Annotated in this window: 14 protein-coding genes and 1 tRNA gene; 6 read left to right on the forward strand and 9 right to left on the reverse strand. The window is 74.6% G+C overall.

Going from position 1 to position 16,264, the window contains the following annotated elements; all coding sequences use genetic code 11:
• Window positions 1-41 precede the first annotated feature (41 nt).
• The gene (locus ACZ7LB_RS26130) at window positions 42-272 is read left to right on the forward strand and encodes an MbtH family protein (protein ID WP_471471726.1); all 231 of its coding nucleotides are present in this window, start codon (window positions 42-44) and stop codon (window positions 270-272) included.
• Window positions 269-1,492 (forward strand): cytochrome P450, encoded by a 1,224-nt coding sequence (locus tag ACZ7LB_RS26135; protein ID WP_471471658.1) that lies wholly within the window; start codon window positions 269-271, stop codon window positions 1,490-1,492. Before ACZ7LB_RS26130 ends, ACZ7LB_RS26135 begins: the two co-directional genes overlap by 4 nt.
• Before the next feature lie 86 nt (window positions 1,493-1,578).
• Here ACZ7LB_RS26135 and ACZ7LB_RS26140 read toward each other — a convergent pair whose 3' ends face one another.
• Window positions 1,579-2,595, reverse strand: a complete 1,017-nt coding sequence (locus tag ACZ7LB_RS26140) for an aldo/keto reductase family protein (protein ID WP_471471659.1) — start codon at window positions 2,593-2,595, stop codon at window positions 1,579-1,581.
• 820 nt (window positions 2,596-3,415) lie between these two features.
• On the opposite strand from ACZ7LB_RS26140, the gene ACZ7LB_RS26145 reads away from it, so the two are divergent.
• Window positions 3,416-5,299, forward strand: coding sequence for an APC family permease (locus ACZ7LB_RS26145; protein WP_471471727.1), 1,884 nt, complete (start codon window positions 3,416-3,418; stop codon window positions 5,297-5,299).
• Between the two features lie 72 nt (window positions 5,300-5,371).
• Here ACZ7LB_RS26145 and ACZ7LB_RS26150 read toward each other — a convergent pair whose 3' ends face one another.
• The 4 genes from ACZ7LB_RS26150 to ACZ7LB_RS26165 form a co-directional block, all read right to left on the reverse strand.
• Window positions 5,372-5,908, reverse strand: coding sequence for an NUDIX hydrolase family protein (locus ACZ7LB_RS26150; RefSeq protein WP_202551455.1), 537 nt, complete (start codon window positions 5,906-5,908; stop codon window positions 5,372-5,374).
• Between the two features lie 397 nt (window positions 5,909-6,305).
• Window positions 6,306-7,709, reverse strand: coding sequence for a type I glutamate--ammonia ligase (locus tag ACZ7LB_RS26155; protein ID WP_471471660.1), 1,404 nt, complete (start codon window positions 7,707-7,709; stop codon window positions 6,306-6,308).
• A 401-nt stretch (window positions 7,710-8,110) separates the two neighbouring features.
• On the reverse strand, window positions 8,111-8,959 hold the full coding sequence (locus ACZ7LB_RS26160; RefSeq protein ID WP_471471661.1) for a hypothetical protein: 849 nt from the start codon (window positions 8,957-8,959) through the stop codon (window positions 8,111-8,113).
• 147 nt (window positions 8,960-9,106) lie between these two features.
• A complete protein-coding gene (locus ACZ7LB_RS26165) occupies window positions 9,107-9,811 on the reverse strand; it encodes an HhH-GDP family DNA glycosylase (RefSeq protein ID WP_471471662.1) in 705 nt (234 codons plus the stop codon).
• A 375-nt stretch (window positions 9,812-10,186) separates the two neighbouring features.
• On the opposite strand from ACZ7LB_RS26165, the gene ACZ7LB_RS26170 reads away from it, so the two are divergent.
• Window positions 10,187-11,374: a thiolase family protein gene (locus tag ACZ7LB_RS26170; protein ID WP_471471663.1), complete on the forward strand. Its 1,188-nt coding sequence runs from the start codon at window positions 10,187-10,189 to the stop codon at window positions 11,372-11,374.
• Between the two features lie 306 nt (window positions 11,375-11,680).
• On the forward strand, window positions 11,681-12,241 hold the full coding sequence (locus tag ACZ7LB_RS26175) for a DinB family protein (RefSeq protein ID WP_471471664.1): 561 nt from the start codon (window positions 11,681-11,683) through the stop codon (window positions 12,239-12,241).
• A gap of 433 nt (window positions 12,242-12,674) precedes the next feature.
• On the opposite strand, the gene cobF is transcribed toward ACZ7LB_RS26175, so the two are convergent.
• Window positions 12,675-13,448, reverse strand: a complete 774-nt coding sequence (gene cobF / locus ACZ7LB_RS26180) for a precorrin-6A synthase (deacetylating) (RefSeq protein WP_471471665.1) — start codon at window positions 13,446-13,448, stop codon at window positions 12,675-12,677.
• Between the two features lie 109 nt (window positions 13,449-13,557).
• Window positions 13,558-14,115 (reverse strand): DUF309 domain-containing protein, encoded by a 558-nt coding sequence (locus tag ACZ7LB_RS26185; RefSeq protein ID WP_471471666.1) that lies wholly within the window; start codon window positions 14,113-14,115, stop codon window positions 13,558-13,560.
• 97 nt (window positions 14,116-14,212) lie between these two features.
• Here ACZ7LB_RS26185 and ACZ7LB_RS26190 point away from each other — a divergent pair.
• A tRNA-Pro gene (locus tag ACZ7LB_RS26190) sits at window positions 14,213-14,286 on the forward strand.
• A 96-nt stretch (window positions 14,287-14,382) separates the two neighbouring features.
• Here ACZ7LB_RS26190 and ACZ7LB_RS26195 read toward each other — a convergent pair.
• Window positions 14,383-15,639 carry a tyrosine-type recombinase/integrase gene (locus ACZ7LB_RS26195; RefSeq protein WP_471471667.1) on the reverse strand — a complete coding sequence of 419 codons (1,257 nt, stop codon included), beginning with the start codon at window positions 15,637-15,639 and terminating at the stop codon, window positions 14,383-14,385.
• Between the two features lie 2 nt (window positions 15,640-15,641).
• Window positions 15,642-16,004 carry a helix-turn-helix domain-containing protein gene (locus ACZ7LB_RS26200; RefSeq protein WP_471471668.1) on the reverse strand — a complete coding sequence of 121 codons (363 nt, stop codon included), beginning with the start codon at window positions 16,002-16,004 and terminating at the stop codon, window positions 15,642-15,644.
• Window positions 16,005-16,264 lie beyond the last annotated feature (260 nt).

The following is a 16,264-nucleotide window of genomic DNA, read 5'->3' on the forward strand; positions in this document are numbered from 1 at the left end:
ACCACCATCCCCCGCACCGTGGAAGGACGACACCCGTGAGTGTGAGCAACCCCTGGGACGACGCCGACGCCGTCTTCCTGGTCCTGGTCAACGACGAGGACCAGCACAGCCTGTGGCCGGCCACGACCCCCGTCCCCCCGGGCTGGCGCACCGCCCACGGACCCGCCGCCCGCTCCGCCTGCCTGGCCTACGTCGAGGAGAACTGGACCGATCTGCGGCCCAGGAGCCTCGCCGTCCCGCCCGCCCGAGTCCCGGAGGCCCGCACCGCATGAACGAGAGCACCGCGTCCCAGCCGTCCTGCCCGATGGACAGCCCCCCGGCCTATCCCTTCACCGAGGCCGTCGCCCTCGACGTCGACCCGCTCTACGAGCGGCTGCGGGAGAAGGAGCCCGTCCTGCGGGTCTCCTGCCCGTACGGCGAGGACGCCTGGCTGGTCACCCGGCACGCCGACATGAAGACCATCCTCGGCGACCCCCGCTTCAGCCGCGCCCTGGCCGCCGAGCACGACGAGTCGCGGCTGACCCCGCTGCCCATCCACACCAGCATCCTGGGCATGGACGGCCACGACCACGCCCGGCTGCGGCGGCTGCTGGCCAAGGTCTTCACCATGCGCCGGGTGGAGCGGCTGCGCCCGGGGATCGAGCGGGAGGCCGCCTCCCTGATCGACGCCCTGGAGAAGGAGGGCGCCCCCGCCGACCTGATGGAGGGCTTCGCCGTCCCCTTCGCCGGCACCGTCATCTGCGACCTGCTGGGCGTGCCCTTCGAGGACCGCGAGCAGTTCCGCGGCTGGCTCGACGCCTTCTCCGCCACGACCGTGATGTCACCGGAGGAGATCGAGGACGACACCGACCGGCTGTACGCGTACATCGGCGGACTGATGGCGCGCCGCCGCGCGGAGCCGCAGGACGACCTGATCAGCGCCATGGTCCGGGCCAGCGACGAGGAGGACAAGCTCTCCGAGCAGGAACTGGTCGAGCTGGCCAGCGTGCTGCTGATCGCCGGCCACGAGACGGTCTCCTCCCAGCTCATCGACTCCCTCCACGTCCTGCTCACCCACTCCGCCGAGCTGGCCCGGCTGAGGGCGGAGCCCGCGCTGCTGCCGGGCGCGGTCGAGGAACTCCTGCGCTACGTCCCCCTGATCTCCCACGTCACCTTCGCCCGCTACGCGAGCGAGGACGTGGAACTGGGCGGGACGCTGGTGCGCGCGGGCGAGTCGGTGCTTCCCGCCATCCCCTCGGCCAACCGGGACGCGGCGGTCTTCGAGGACCCGGACCGCTTCGACCCGGCCCGGGAGCCCAACCCGCACCTGGGCTTCGGCTACGGCATCCACCGCTGCCTCGGCGCCCCGCTGGCCCGGCTGGAACTGCTCGTCGCCATCGACGCCCTGCTCACCCGCTTCCCGGACCTGCGGTACGCGGTGCCGGTGGAGCGCCTGGAGTGGAAGGACGGGATGCAGGTGCGCAGCCTGCTGCGGATGCCGGTGGCCTGGTGAGCCCCCGCCCCGCGGCCTGACACCGCGGAACGCCCGCCCCTCGCCCGCCGGTCCGGCCGGGGGAGGGGCGGGCGTTCCGCGCCGCGTCAGGACAGCCGCCACTCCGGATCGGCGGGGCTGCTGCTCTCGGTGGCGGCCGGGTCCCGGTTCGCCACCGGGCCGAGCGCCTCCTCCACGGCCGCCACCACCCCGTCGTCGAGCCGGGCCTCCAGGGCCTTGACGTTGTCCGCGAGCTGTTCCGGACGGGAGGCGCCGAGCACGGCGGACGACACGCCCGGGTGACGCAGCACCCAGGCGAGGGCGAGCTGCGCCAGGGTCAGCCCGAGGTCCTCCGCGACCGGGCGCAGCCGCTGGACCCGCTCCAGGACGTCGTCCTTCAGCCACGGGGTCAGTACCTCGCTGCCGTCGTTGGCGTCCGCGGCCCGCGACCCCTCGGGCCGGCTCGTCCCCGGCAGGTACTTGCCGGTCAGCACCCCCTGGGCCAGCGGCGACCAGACGAACTGCCCGATCCCCAGCTCCTCGCAGACCGGCATCACCTCCGCCTCGGGCACCCGCCAGAGGGCCGAGTACTGCGGCTGGTTGGACACCAGCGGGATCCTCAGCTCACGGGCGAGGGCGTGGCCGCGCCGGATCTGCCCGGCGGTCCACTCGGACACCCCGATGTAGTGCGCCTTGCCCGAGTGCACCACGTCGGCGAACGCCTCCATGGTCTCCGCCAGCGGAGTGGAGGGGTCGTACCGGTGAGCCTGGTAGACGTCCACGTACTCCATGCCCAGGCGGCGCAGCGAACCGTCGATGGACTCCCTGATGTGCTTGCGGGAGAGCCCCATGTCGTTGCGGCCCGGGCCGGTGGGCCCGAACACCTTGGTGAGCACCTCCACCCCTTCGCGGCGCACGCCCCTGAGGGCCCGCCCCAGCGACTCCTCGGCCGCGCCGTCCGCGTAGAGGTCCGCCGTGTCGAAGGTGGTGATGCCCAGGTCCAGCGCCGCCCGGACGCACTCCTGATCGGTCTCCGCACTCCTCGAAGGCCCCCTGGTCAGCCAGTTGCCGTATGCCAGCCGACTCACGACCAGCCCGCTGCTCCCCACATGACTGAACTTCATGCGGCCACGCTAGCAACGGGCCCCGGCCCGCCGGCGCCGCTTGCGGCAACCGGTGGGGGACGGGTGGTCTCTGCCAACTTCTTTGAGACAGAAGTGAATTGACGCTATGTCAGCTACACCCCGGGGCGCTTCGGACGGTAGCCGGGCCGGGGCGACGACGCCCGTCCGGCCCCTCGGGCGCGGGGGCGGCATCCCGGCCGGCGGGTGCCACGGGGCCGGCGGCACCCGCCCCCCCCGTACGGCCCCGAGCCGCGGGGGAGCCGCCCGGGCCGGGGCGCGTGCCGGACGGCCGGGGCGACCGGGCGGTGGCGCCGCGGACGGCCCGCGATGCCGCCAGGCGGGTGCACCTGCGGCCGGGTCACCGGAATCCGGCCCCGCCCTGTCCACACTGGGCGGTGTGAGAAAGGCCCGTCCCCACGACCACGACCGCGACCGTCACCACGGCGAAGAGCACGGGGACGAACGGGACCCCGTGCCGCCCGGTCCCTTCGGCGCGCTGCCGGGGCTCGACGAGGAGCAGCTCCGGGTACTGCGCCGGGTGGGCCGCCAGTGGCGCCGGGCGGTGCCGTCCCCGGGGGCGGCGCGCCGGGCGCTCCCCGTCGACCCGGACACGGGCGCCTTCCCCCCGGCGGCGGAGATCCGCCCCACCCGGTTCGGCCAACTGGCACACATCACCTCCCGGGGCGGACCGGCCCCGCCGGGCGGGGAGACCGAGGACGCCGGGGACACCGCGCGCTCGCGCACGGGCCGCCTCGCGCACCGCGCCCGCCGGGTGGTGCTCGGCGCCCCGCTGCGGAGCACCGCCGTCGTGCGGGAGAGCATGCGCAAGCTCGTCGCGCTGCCGGTGCTGTCGGCCGACGCCCTCTCCTCGGTGGCCTACGGCCCCGAGGCGATGCTGGCGGTGCTGGTGCTCGCGGGCACGGCGGGACTGTCGTACTCCCTGCCGATCGCCGCCACCATCGCCTTCCTGATGCTGGTGGTGGGGGTGTCGTACCGGCAGACGATCCGCGCCTATCCGCACGGCGGCGGCTCGTACATCGTCGCCGGGGACAACCTGGGCCTCCTGCCGGGGCTGGCCGCGGCGGGCGGCCTGCTGATCGACTACGTGCTCACCGTGGCGGTCTCCATCGCCTCCGGGATCGCCGCGATCACCTCCGCCGTCCCCTCGCTCGCCTCCGCGACGGTACCCCTCGGACTGGCCATGATCGGCCTGCTGCTCGCCGGGAACCTGCGCGGCGTCCGGCAGGCCGGCGTCCTGTTCGCCGCGCCCACCTACGCCTTCGTCCTGGCCATGGCGGCGCTGATCGCCGGGAACCTGGCGGACGCGGCCGGGCAGGGGTTCCGGGCCGCTCCCGCCCCGCCCCTGCACGCGTCCGAGGGCGTGGGCCTCCTGCTCGTCATGCGCGCCTTCGCCTCCGGCTCCACGGCCATGACCGGCATCGAGGCCATCTCCAACGCCGTACCGGCCTTCCGGCCCGTCCGGTGGCGCAACGCCCGGACCACCCTCACCTGGATGACCGGACTGCTCGTCACCCTGTTCGCCGGGGTCGTCGCCGTCGTCCACCTGCGCGGCGTCGTCCCGCGGGCCGGGGAGACGGTCCTGTCCCAGCTCGCCCGGCTGACCTTCGGCTCCGGCCCGCTCTACGTGTACGTCCAGACCGCCACGGCGGCCGTGCTGCTCCTCGCCGCGAACACCGCCTACAACGACTTCCCCCGGGTGCTGTTCCTCCTCGCCCGCGACGGCCACGCCCCCCACCTGTTCCTCCGGCAGGGCGACCGCCTGGCCTTCAGCAACGGCATCGCCCTGCTCTCGGCCGCCTCCGCCCTGGTCTTCGTGGTCTTCGCCGGCGAGACCAACGCGCTGATCCCGCTCTACGCCGTGGGCGTGTTCCTCGCCTTCAGCCTGTCGCAGGCCGGGATGGTGGTGCACTGGCGCCGCGTCCGCACCCGGCACTGGCGCAAGAGCCTCGCCTTCAACGCCACCGGGGCCGTGCTCTCGGTCCTCGTCCTGATCACCGCCGCCATCACCAAGTTCACCGCCGGAGCCTGGATCGCCCTGGTGGCCATCGGACTCTTCTTCCTCCTGGCCACCCGCATCCGGCGGCACTACCGGACGGCCGCCGAGGCGCTCCGGCTGCGCCCCGGCGCCGCCGAGGCACCCGCCGCCGCCGGCGCACCCGCCCGTGCCCCGGCGGCACCGCCCGCGCGGCCCGCCGCCCCGCCGGGCGCCCGGCCCGGCGCGGTACGGCCCGACGGCGACGGCGCGGGGGAGGAGGCGGAGGAGGAGGAGACACCCCAGGCCGTGCACCACCTGGCGGTGGTCGCCCTCGCCACGCTCGACCTCGCCGGGCTGCGGGCCCTCGCCTACGCCGCGTCGCTCCGGCAGCCCACCCTCGCCCTGCACATCAGCCCCAGCGAGGAGGAGGCGAGCAGGTTCCGCGACCAGTGGACCGTCTGGGGCGACCACCTGCCGCTCCACGTCGTCCTCTCCCCGTACCGGGCGACCGTCGCACCGCTGATCCACTACGTCGAGGCGCTCCACCGGCAGCGCCCGGACCTCACCATCACGGTGATCCTGCCGGAGATCGTCACCCTGCGGCTGCGCCACCGCCCGCTGCACAGCAAGACCGCCGCCCGGCTGCGCCGCGCCCTGCGGCCGCTGCCCAAGATCGTCGTCACCAGCGTGCCGTTCCACGTGCCCTGAGCGTCCGTGCGCCGGGCGGCCGGCGCCCCGGCCGGGGTGCGCGCCGGTGGCGCGGCGCGCACCCCGCGGCGGTCAGTCCACGTGGCCCACATGGGCGAGGGCCTGCCTGAGAAGGATGCCGTGGCCGCCCGGCATCTCGTTCCGCACCGCCGGGGACAGGGCCTCGCGGGGGCTGAACCAGACCAGGTCCAGGGCGTCCTGGCGGGGCCGGCAGTCACCGGTCACCGGCACCACGTAGGCCAGCGACACGGCGTGCTGCCGGGGATCGTGATAGGCCGTCACCCCCTGGGTGGGGAAGTACTCGGCCACCGTGAACGGCTGGAGCGAGGACGGGACGCGGGGCAGGGCCACCGGACCGAGGTCCTTCTCCAGGTGGCGCAGCAGCGCGTCGCGCACCCGCTCGTGGTGCAGGACCCGGCCGGAGACCAGCGTCCGGCTGACCGTGCCGTCCGGCCCGATCCGCAGCAGCAGGCCGACGCTGGTGACTTCCCCGCTGTCGTCGACCCGCACGGGAACGGCCTCGACGTACAGGATCGGCATACGGGCTCTGGCCATTTCCAGCTCGTCGTTCGTCAGCCAGCCCGGTGTGGTTTCGGTCATGTCAGACATCGCTTGATCATACTTTCAGGGTCTCGTGCTTCCTGGTCGCCGTGCGGGACTGTGACCGTCCCCACGCCGCCCAGCCTTCGTACGGCACGCGGCCGTTCCCCCCTCGCGGCCCCCTCCTCCCGTCGCCGCCCGCCCCCGGCCCCGTCCGCCCGCGGGCCGGGGACCCCGCGTCGGAGAGCGTGCCGCGCGCCCCGCGGACCCGCCCCGCTCGGCCGGGGCGGCGGGACTCCGGGCGATGGGATCCGGCCACCTCCCGCGCGCCGGAGCGGTACGGCGGAGCGGTGCGCCGGAGCGGTGCTTCGGCGCGGTGCGGCGGTCCGCGGAACGGCCCGGACCCGGAGAGGCGGTCCGCGACCGGAGCGGCGGCCCGGTGGGCGCCCCGGGCGCGGCGGGCATCTCAGTACACCCAGCGGTAGGCCGCCGCCAGCCGCTCGTCGTCCAGCCCCTCGGCCGCCGCGATCTCCCCCCGCCGCACGGCGACGACCGCGTCGGCGAGGACCGGGCCCAGCGAGCCCCGCACCACCGGGTCCGCCCGGAACGCCTCGACGGACTCCGCCAGCGACTCCGGCAGCCGCCGCACGCCCCGGGCCGCCGCCGCGGCCGGGTCCAGCCGGGCGGGATCGCCGGTGATCTCCCCGGGCAGCGGCGCCGACGAGGCGATCCCGTCCAGCCCGGCGGCGATCGCGCAGGTGAGCGCGAGATACGGGTTGGCCGCCAGGTCGACGGGTTTGATCTCCAGGTTCGCCGCCCGCTCGCGCACCCCGAGGGTGCCGGTGACCACCCGCAGGGCGGCCTCCCGCGTCTCCCGGCCCCACGCGGTGAACACCCCCGCCCACTGGGAGGGCCGCAGCCGCAGCCGGCTCGCCGGACTGGGCGCCGTCACCGCCGTCAGCGCCGGGAGGTGGGCGAGCACCCCGGCCACGAACGACTCGGCCTCGGCGGTCATGCCGTACCGGCCGTCGCCGCCCGCGTGCAGGTTCCGCCCGTCCCGCCACGCCGACAGATGGAGGTGCCCGCCGTTGCCGACGCCCTCGGCCCCGACGGCGGGGGCGAAGGAGACGCGCAGCCCGTGCCGCCGGGCCACGGCGCGCACGGTCTGCCGGACCAGCAGGCTGCGGTCGGCCGCCGCCACCGGGTCCAGGGCGCCCACCGAGACCTCGAACTGGCCCGCCGCGTACTCGGGGTGCAACTGCTCCACGTCCACGCCCTGCGCGGCGAACGCCGCCAGCAGCTCGGCGGCCCAGTCGCTCAGCTCCACCTGCCGGACCGCCCCGTACGCCGGTCCCGGGGCCACGGGGACGAAGGCGCCGCCGGGCGCGTCGCCCCGGCCGAGCATCCACTCGACCTCGACGGCGGCGCGGAAGGCGAGGCCGTGCCGTGCGGCGGCGTCCGCGACGGTCCGGCGCAGCACGGTCCGGGCGCAGGCCGGGTGCGGTTCACCCTCCTGGGTGATGCGGTCCACCGGGGCCCAGGCCCATCCGGGCTGCGCGGCCAGCACGGTCAGCCGGTCCAGGTCCGGGTAGAGGCGCAGATCGCCGTCGGGGGAGCCGAGAACGTCCGTGGCCACGTGGGAGTCGTCCGCCAGGAAGGTGTCGAACACCGGCGACATGCCGACGCCCCAGGCGGCGGCGGAGGCCAGCTTCGCGGTGGGGACGGTCTTCACCCGGGTGATCCCGGCGGTGTCGGTACAGGCGAGGACGACACCGTGGACGCCCCGCGCGGACAGCTCGCCGCACAGGGCCGTGGCCCGCTCGACATCACCGGGACGGCCGCCGGGGACGGGGTCGGCAAGGGTGGTCATACTCCTCCAGGACGGGCGGACGGGGACCATTGTGCCGCCGGGTGATCTTCCTGTCCTGGAAACGGAAGAGGAACATCCGTGTCCATCGGTCACCCCGGAGGTCATGGCCGGCGTTCGGGCGGGAGCCTGGGCAGGGGGCTCGGGCGACGGGTCGGGGCCGGACGCCGCGGCTCCGGTGCGGGGCGTTGAGGCCGGGCGCGGCCGGGGGTGGGGGTCCAGACCGGGGGTGCGCCCGGGCCCGGGTGAATCCCGTTGCTAGGGGCGGGAGTTCGGGCCCGGTGGACCCCGGGTGTCTTGAGGCGGTGGTCCCCCGGAGGGTCAGGACGCGAGCGCGGACCGAGGCCCCCGGCCCCCGAGTGGGGCCGGACTCCGGCTCCCGCACCGGGGCGCCGGGGGAGGCGTCAGTCGAACTGGGAGGGGTTCGAGCTGGGGGTCTTGCCCGCCAGGACGGTCTTGAGCCGTTCGGTGCCCTGCTCCACGCCCCGCGACACGGACTCCGCCTGGCCGCCGCCGAGTCCGCCGCCGGTGACGGTGAGGGCGTTGTCGCCCACGCGCACGGTGGCCACGTCCAGGGTGAGCGTGGTGGGTTCGCCGTTGGCGGTGCCCTTCACGGTGACCCGCAGGCCCTGGCGGGCATCGCCCACCTCGGGCATCGGGGTCTCGATGACCTGGACGGTCCGCTTGCCGCCCGGACCGCCGGTCGCGGTGAACTCGTCGCAGGTCCGGTGCAGCGAGCCGAACCACCTCCAGGCGTCGTCGAGCGCGCCGTCGTACGCGGCGACCTGCTCGAACAGCCGTGATTCGCCCTGCCGGAAGCCGGTGACGGCGGAGGCGCCGGACGGCTTGCCCAGGGCCTCCTGGGAGTAGAGCCGGTCGAGCAGCTTCTGGCACTCCTGCGCGTCGGCCTTCGCGGTGAGGAAGTCCGCGACGTCGACCTTGCCGACGAGCAGGGAGTCGCGCCAGGTGTCCGCGTCGTCGACCTGGGTCCAGTCGGCCTCCAGGTCCGCCTCGGTGATCAGGGCGGCCTTCGCCCCGGCCTCGGTGAGCGTGCCGGGGGAGGCGCCGGGCGAGGCGGCGGCCTCGTCCGCGGCGGGCGGCACGACGGCGGCGGAGGCCGGACGGGCCTGCTCGGCGGTGTCGGGGGCGGCCCCGGAGCCGCCGCCGTCCGAGCAGGCCGCCGTGGCCAGCAGCGCGCCCGCCGCCAGCGCGGAGGCGAGGAGACGGACGGGACGGGGCGGTCGACGGCTCATCACGGGGGCCTCCTGGGAACGCGGCACGGTGTCCCCAGGGCATCACCCCGCCCGCGCCCCCACCAGCGCACGGGGCCCGACCGGGGGACGAGTCCTGGCCCGGGGGCGTGCGCGGCGGTGGCGCCGGGCACGGACGACGGCCCCGGGTCACGCCGCGGTGAGCGAGTCCCGGGTGATGTCCTTCTCCAGCGCCGCCCGCACGAGCGCGGCGGCCAGCACCGCCGGTTCCGTGCGCCCGGCCAGGCCGAGCAGCCGGTCCGGATCCTCGGGCAGGCCCAGCCGCCCGGCTCCCTCCAGGGCCTTGCGGTCCAGACGGGGAGCCGCCTCCGGCCAGACCCGCTGGGCCTCGCGCAGGAAGATGTCCGCGCCCGCCGGTCCCATCCCGGGGAACTCCTGGAGCAGCCGCCGTTCCTCCGCCACCGTGCCGTCGGCCTCCCCGCGCAGCCGGCGCAGATCGCCGCGCCACCGGTCCAGCAGCAGTTCGGCGCCCTCGCCGAGCTGGGTGGCGGTGCGCTCGTCGTAGCGCCGGTAGCCGCCGCGGCCCAGCGCGTCCACGCGTTCCTGCCAGTCGGCGTCCGCCATCCGGCGCGGGTCGCGCAGCCCCGCCTCGGACAGCGCGCGGGCGGTGGCCACGGCGACCGAGCCGCGGATGCGGGCGCTGAGCAGATGGGCGAGGACCAGCAGCCGGTACAGGGGCTGCGGGGTGTCCTTGAGCCGGATGCCCGCCTCCTCGGCGAACGTCCGCCCGTGCGCGGCGACGAGTTCCCGCACGACGCGCGCGTCGCCGCGCACGGCCGCCGACCCGGCGGGACGGCCGGACGCCGCCGCGCCGGTCCCCGGGGCTTCTGCCATGGGATGCCCCTCTCCTGGCGCGGGCGCGCCCTCTGGGCCGTTCGTGCGGGGCGGGTGCCCGGGGCCGGGCCCGGGAAACGCGGGGCGCGGTCTGCGGGTGCGGGGGTCCGGGGGGCGGTCGAGGTCGTCGAGGTGCGGCCGGGCGGGGTGGGGCGCGTCCCGGAGCGGAGGGTGCGTTCCGGTCCGCCCGCGAGGGGTCCGGTGCGCGCCGTACGGGTGTCTCCCGGAGGATCTTCCCAGGGTGTCGGCCGCGGTCTATAGTCCGAAACTAGCGGTGCTAATTAACTCCGGGAGGACCCGGAGCAGCACAGGCTCGGGAGACCGGCGGGCGCCCCTCCGCCCGGTGACCGAGCGACGACGAACAGGAGACCCCTCGTGCGTCCCGTCCACTTCGCTGCCGCCCGCCGCACCCCGATCGGCAAGCTCCGCGGCGCCCTGTCCACCGTGCGTCCCGACGACCTCGCCGCCGCCGTGATCCGCGATCTGGTCGCCGGGGTGCCCGCGCTCGACCCGGCCCGCGTCGACGAGGTCTACTGGGGCGCCGCCAACCAGGCCGGGGAGGACAACCGCAACGTCGCCCGCATGGCCGTGCTGCTCGCCGGGCTTCCCGACTCGGTGCCGGGCGCCACGGTGAACCGGCTCTGCGCCTCCGGGATGGAGGCCGTCACCGCGGCGGCCCGCACCATCGCCGCCGGGGAGGCGGACATCGTGCTGGCGGGCGGCTCCGAGTCCATGAGCCGGGCCCCGTTCCTGCTGCCCCGACCCGACGAGGCCCTGCCGCACCGCATGGAGACCGCCGACACCCGGCTCGGCTGGCGCCTGGTCAACCCGGCGATGAAGGACCTCCACGGTCTGCTGGCCATGGGCGAGACCGCCGAGGAGGTCGCCGAGCGGTACGGCGTCTCCCGCGAACGCCAGGACGAGTTCGCCCTGCGCAGCCACCAACGGGCGGCCGGAGCACGTGAGAAGGGGTACTTCGACGACGAACTGATCCCGGTGGAACGCCCCGACGGCGTGGTCGTCGACCGGGACGAGTGCGTGCGCGAGGACACCTCCGCGGACAGACTCGCCCGGCTCAAGCCGGTCTTCCGCCCCGGCGGCACGGTCACCGCGGGCAACGCCTCCCCGATGAACGACGGCGCGGCCGGGCTCCTCCTGGTCAGTGAGGAGGCGCTGGACGGGCTCGGTCTGGCGTCGCTCGGCCGCTATGTCGCCGGGGGCTCGGCCGGGGTCCACCCCGATGTGATGGGCATCGGGCCGGTGCCCGCCACCCGCAGGGTCCTCGCCCGCGCCGGCTGGAGCGTCGACGACCTCGCGGAGGCCGAGGTCAACGAGGCGTTCGCCGCCCAGGCCCTCGCCTGCGTGGACCGGCTCGGCATCGACCCCGATCTGGTGAACCCCACGGGCGGTGCCATCGCCCTGGGCCACCCGCTCGGCTGTTCCGGCGCCCGCATCCTCACCACCCTGCTCCACCGGATGCGTCGCACGGGGGCCGCCCGCGGGCTCGCCACGATGTGCGTCGGCGTGGGCCAGGGCAGCGCGGTGCTGGTGGAACGGGCCTGAGGCCCGGGCCGGGGAAGGGCGGACCCGGACGGACCGGGAGGTGTGGACCGGGGAGGCGCGGGCGGCGCGCGGGCCCGGTGCCACCGGGTGGACGGGGGTCGCCGACCGGGGGTTCCGCAGGGCCCGAGGGCCGACGGCGGAGTGGCCGGTGGTGGCCGGTGGTGGCGGCCACCGGCCGTCGCGGCCACCGGCGCGGTCGCCAACACCCCGTGTGGAGAACGGCGTTGGCGGCCGGTCGCCGGATGGCGGGCCGTGCCACCGGACACCCGGTTCCGTGGACGCCGGAAGATGTGCGAGGGTCGGCCGATGGCCACTTCCGCACACCCCGACGCCCCCGCCCCGAACCCCGTGACCGCGTTGCTGCGTCGGCAGTTCGACCTGACCTGGGCGCTGTTCGAGTACCACCTGGAACGGCTGGGTCCCGACGACTTCCTGTGGGAGCCCGCCGGCGTCTGCTGGACGATGCGCCGGGACGGTGACGGCGCCTGGGTGCCGGACTGGGCGGAGTCCGAGCCCGACCCCGTCCCCGTGCCGACCATCGGCTGGCTGAGCTGGCACATCGGATGGTGGTGGGGCGTGGCCGCCGACCACGCCCACGGCCGGGCGCCCCGGGAGCGCGAGGCCGTCGTCTGGCCGGGTGAGGGCGCTCCGACCGTGGAATGGCTGCGCGGCCTGCGCACCGACTGGCTCGCCGCGCTGGACGGTCTCACCGCCGCCGACCTGGACGCGACCGCCCCGTTCCCCCCGCAGGACGACCCGGCGTACTCGGTCGCGGACATGGCCGCCTGGGTGAACGCCGAACTGATGAAGAACGTCGCGGAGATCGGCCAGCTCCGGCTGCAACGGGCCGCCGGCCCCCTGCGGTGACCGCCCGCGGCGCCCAGGGATCCGCGACCGCGTGAGCGCCCGGGAGCCGCCCGGTCGGCACCGGGGCCGCTCCCGGTCGGTGCGGGCAGTCCCCGGGAGAGCGCCCGCCGCGCCGGGGAACGGACGGCCGCGCGGACCGACGGCACCCCGGTGACGGAGCATCGGTGACGGAACGGTGGCGAACGGGCGGGGAGCGATGACGGCCCGGCGGGTTGATGACGGCCCGGCGGGACGGCGTATCCGCGGTCCCCGACGTCCTCCGGCCCTCGGGCCAGGGCCTCTTGTTTGGATCATGCCGGGCCCACGGTCCCTGGCAGCGCACCTCGCCGCGTTGCCGTCGGTCGCCAGGGCTCCGCCCCGACTCCCTCCTCCGCCTCGCGACGCACGGCGCCGGACCCCGCTCCCTGATCCGGCCTGGTCCAAACGAAAGACCCTAGGCGTCGTTGGGGCGGCGCCGCAGCAGATAGGTGTCCATGATCCAGCCCTTGCGCTCCCGGGCCTCCGCGCGCAGCCGCTCGATGCGCGGCCCGGCCTCGGCGATCGGGCCGGACTCCAGGATCTCGTCCGGGGTGCCGAGGTAGGCGCCCCAGTAGATGTCGATGTCCTGGTCCGCGTACCGGCGGAAGGTCTGGTGGGCGTCGAGCATCACCACCACGTCGTCCACCCCCTCGGGAAGCCCCTCCGCCAGCCGCCGCCCGGTGGTGATCTGCACCGGGCGTCCCACCCGGTTGAGCCCCGTGCGGTGCCGGGCGACCAGCGAGGAGACACTGCTGACACCGGGTACGACCTCGTAGGTGAACTCGACCTCGCCGCGCTCCAGGATCCCGTCCAGAACGGCCAGTGTGCTGTCGTACAGGGTGGGGTCGCCCCACACCAGGAAGGCGCCGGTGCCGTCCTCGGCCAGTTCCCCGGCGATCAGCCGCTCGCAGATCTCGGACCGGGCGCCGCGCCAGTCGTCGACGGCCGCGGCGTAGGCGCTGCCGCCCGCCGTACGGTCCCGGTCGGGATCGCGGGCCTCCACGACCCGGTACGACCCCTCCGGCAGATGCGCCTCCAGCATGTCCCGGCGCAACCGGGTCAGGTCGGCCTTCACCTCGCCCTTGTCCAGGACGAAGAACACATCCGTGTCCCGCATCGCCCTGACCGCCTGGAGGGTCAGTTGATCCGGGTCGCCCGCGCCGATACCGATGACATGAATCTTCCGCACGCCCCGAGTCTGCCGTACCCCGCGGGCACCACCGGTACCGGGGGGCGCCCACGGGCGGGGGAGGGGCCCGGCCGTGGGCGCCGCCCCGCGGTGGGAGGGGCCCGCGCGCTCAGCCGCGCAGCCGGGGCGCCCGCGCGCCCGCGTCCACCGCCACGCCCTCGTCCACCTCCTCGGCCAACTCCCGCGCCCAGTAGGTGAGTCCGGCGACATCGAGCCCGTACGGCCGTTCCCGCCCGGTCGCCGACGCCGTCCACCGGGTCACCGCGGTGGCGCCGCGCCGCAGCAGCCTGGCGCCGCCGACGGCGTTGCCGCGCGCCGCGTGCGTCAGCCCCACGGCGAGCTGGGCCATGCCCCGCCACAGCTCCCGCTCCCCGGCGGGACCCGACTTCCAGGCGTCCTCGAACACCTCGTGCGCGTGGAAGGGCCGGCCGCCGTCCAGCAGCCGCTGCGCCTCGCCGACCGTCTCCTCGGGCGTGCGCACCACGCCCTCGGGCTGCCGCTCCACCCCGGGCGCGCCGTACGGCAGGGGCCGCCCGAGCCCGTCACGCGGCCGGGCGTTGCGGGCCCGCCCCTGCTCGTCGCGGTCCCGCGCGTCACGCTCCCGCGCGGCCACGGGGCGGGGCGGGACGCCGCCGGCGTCCCTCGGAAGATCGCTCGGACTGTCCATACCCCGATTGTCCCGCGCCTCCGTCGGCTTCGGGATGACCGGGTGATTGGGGTACAGTGCTCCGCGTGACCGCGCGCCCACCGCGCGGAACCACCACCGGGACGTGGCGCAGCTTGGTAGCGCACTTGACTGGGGGTCAAGGGGTCGCAGGTTCAAATCCTGTCGTCCCGACGGTGAAGTACAAGGTCAGAGGGGTCCTTCGGGGCCCCTCTTGATCGTTTCCAGGGCCGCCGTCTCACAATTTCTCACAAACGCTGTTGATCAAGGTCAGCCGAGCAGTTCGGCCAGCTTCTCCGAACCCGCCTTCAACGACTGCGGGTCGGGGTGCACGTAGGTACGCTTCGTGAACCCGAGGTCCGAATGACCGGCCCACGCGGAGACCACCGTGTCCGGCACCCCGTTGTTCGCCATCCACGACAGGCAGGCGTGCCGTGCGTCGTACAGCCGCACCTTCCGCACGCCCGTGGTGGCCATCAGCTTGTGCGCCTCGCGCCGGAGCTTGTCCGTCTTCCACGGCTGCCCCAGCTCGTCCACGAGGACGTACCCGCTGTCCTCGTACGCCTCCCCGGCGGCCAGCTTCTCCGCCGCCTGAGCGGCGCGGAACGCCTTCAGCGCCCGCAGGACCGGCTTCGGTAGCGGCAGGGTGCGCTTCCCGGCCTCGGTCTTCGCCCCCTTCTCCACGACCTTGTTCCGTTGCCCCCTCTCCTGGGTGCGGTCGTAGACGATCGTCCGCGTGTTGGTGCCGACGGCGATCGTCCCGGCCGTCAGGTCCACGTCCGGGCTCCAGCGGGCGCCGCACACTTCCGCCGGACGCTCTGCGATCAGGGCGAGCAGCATGGGGGCGTAGGACCGGTGTCCCTGAATGCCCTCCAGGAACCGCTTCACCTCGTCCTCGTTCCACGGCTTGTGCGTGGCCGCGTTCTTCTGCGCCTTCTCCTTGGCCTGCTTCGAGATCGTCACATGCTCCGCCACGTTGCGAACCACCAGGCCGCGCCGCACCGCGAGGTTCAGCGCCGAGCGCAGGCGCCCCAGGGTGAGGCGCACCGACCGTATGCCGAGGCCCGTTCCAGGCTTGCCGCCGCGCTGCCGCCCCTCGGACACCATCCAGTCGATGAACGCTTCCACGTCCTCTTCGCTCAACTCTTGGACGGGCTTGTGCCCGAGGTACTTCCGCACGGGCCGTAGAGCGTTGTTGTAGTTGCTGGCCGTGGCCTCTTCCACGTCGCGCGTGGCCGACTTCAGCCACAGGTCCAGCAGGGCGCTGACGGTCATCTTCGCGGGGGCCACGTACGTGCCCGCGCTGCGCTGGTGGCGGATGCGGGCCAGCTCGTCCTTCACCGCCGTCTTCGTGTCCTTCGTGATGGTGAGCTGCTTCCGCTTCATCTTCGGCTCGCCGGTGGCCGGGTCGGTGATCACTTCGCCGGTGGCCTTGTCCGTCTGCGGCTCGTAACCGATGTCGATCACGGCGCGGTACCTGATCTGGCCCCTTCGGTTGGGCGGCAGCTTCTTGATCGGGTCGGGCATGGTCAGTCCCCCAGTTCCTCGGTGTGGCCGCAGTCGTTGCAGGTGCGCGGACCGGGGCCTGTGATCTTGCGAGCGTCGTAGCTGTGGCCGTAGACGGCGCACGGATCGGCTTCGGGGGTGCCCGAGGAGAGCAGGGTCGTGGGGTGGACGCCGAAGACGGCCGCGAGGGCTTCCAGGTCGTCCACGGTGATCCGCCGCCCGCCGCTCTCCAGGCGGGCCACTCCGGACTGCGCGAGTGGATAGTCCGCTTCGGTGAGCCGACGGGACAGGTCGTCGGTCGTCCACTGGCGTCGTTCTCGCAGGTCACGCACGGTGCGTGCGACCTGCTTCGTCAGTTCGCCCCAAGGACGTGTGGTTTTGGGCATAGCAGCAAGGTAGCACTGATGCGAACTTCGCATCAAGGCGATGCGCATTCCGCATCTAGAGCGTTTACACGTCCAATGTTGCACTGTGAGATTTTGCCATCTCGTTATGCTCGACTAAAGGCCCTGATCAAGGGAGCTGCCAAGCTACCAAGCTCCCCAGTGCAGGCCCGTATCTACATCCTGACCTGCGCATCTAGTGTTCCGGACCTTCCTGTATCTAGTGATTACCTGGAATCACACGGAACGACCGACCGAGGATC

The organism is Streptomyces sp. NPDC107521 (assembly GCF_055598485.1).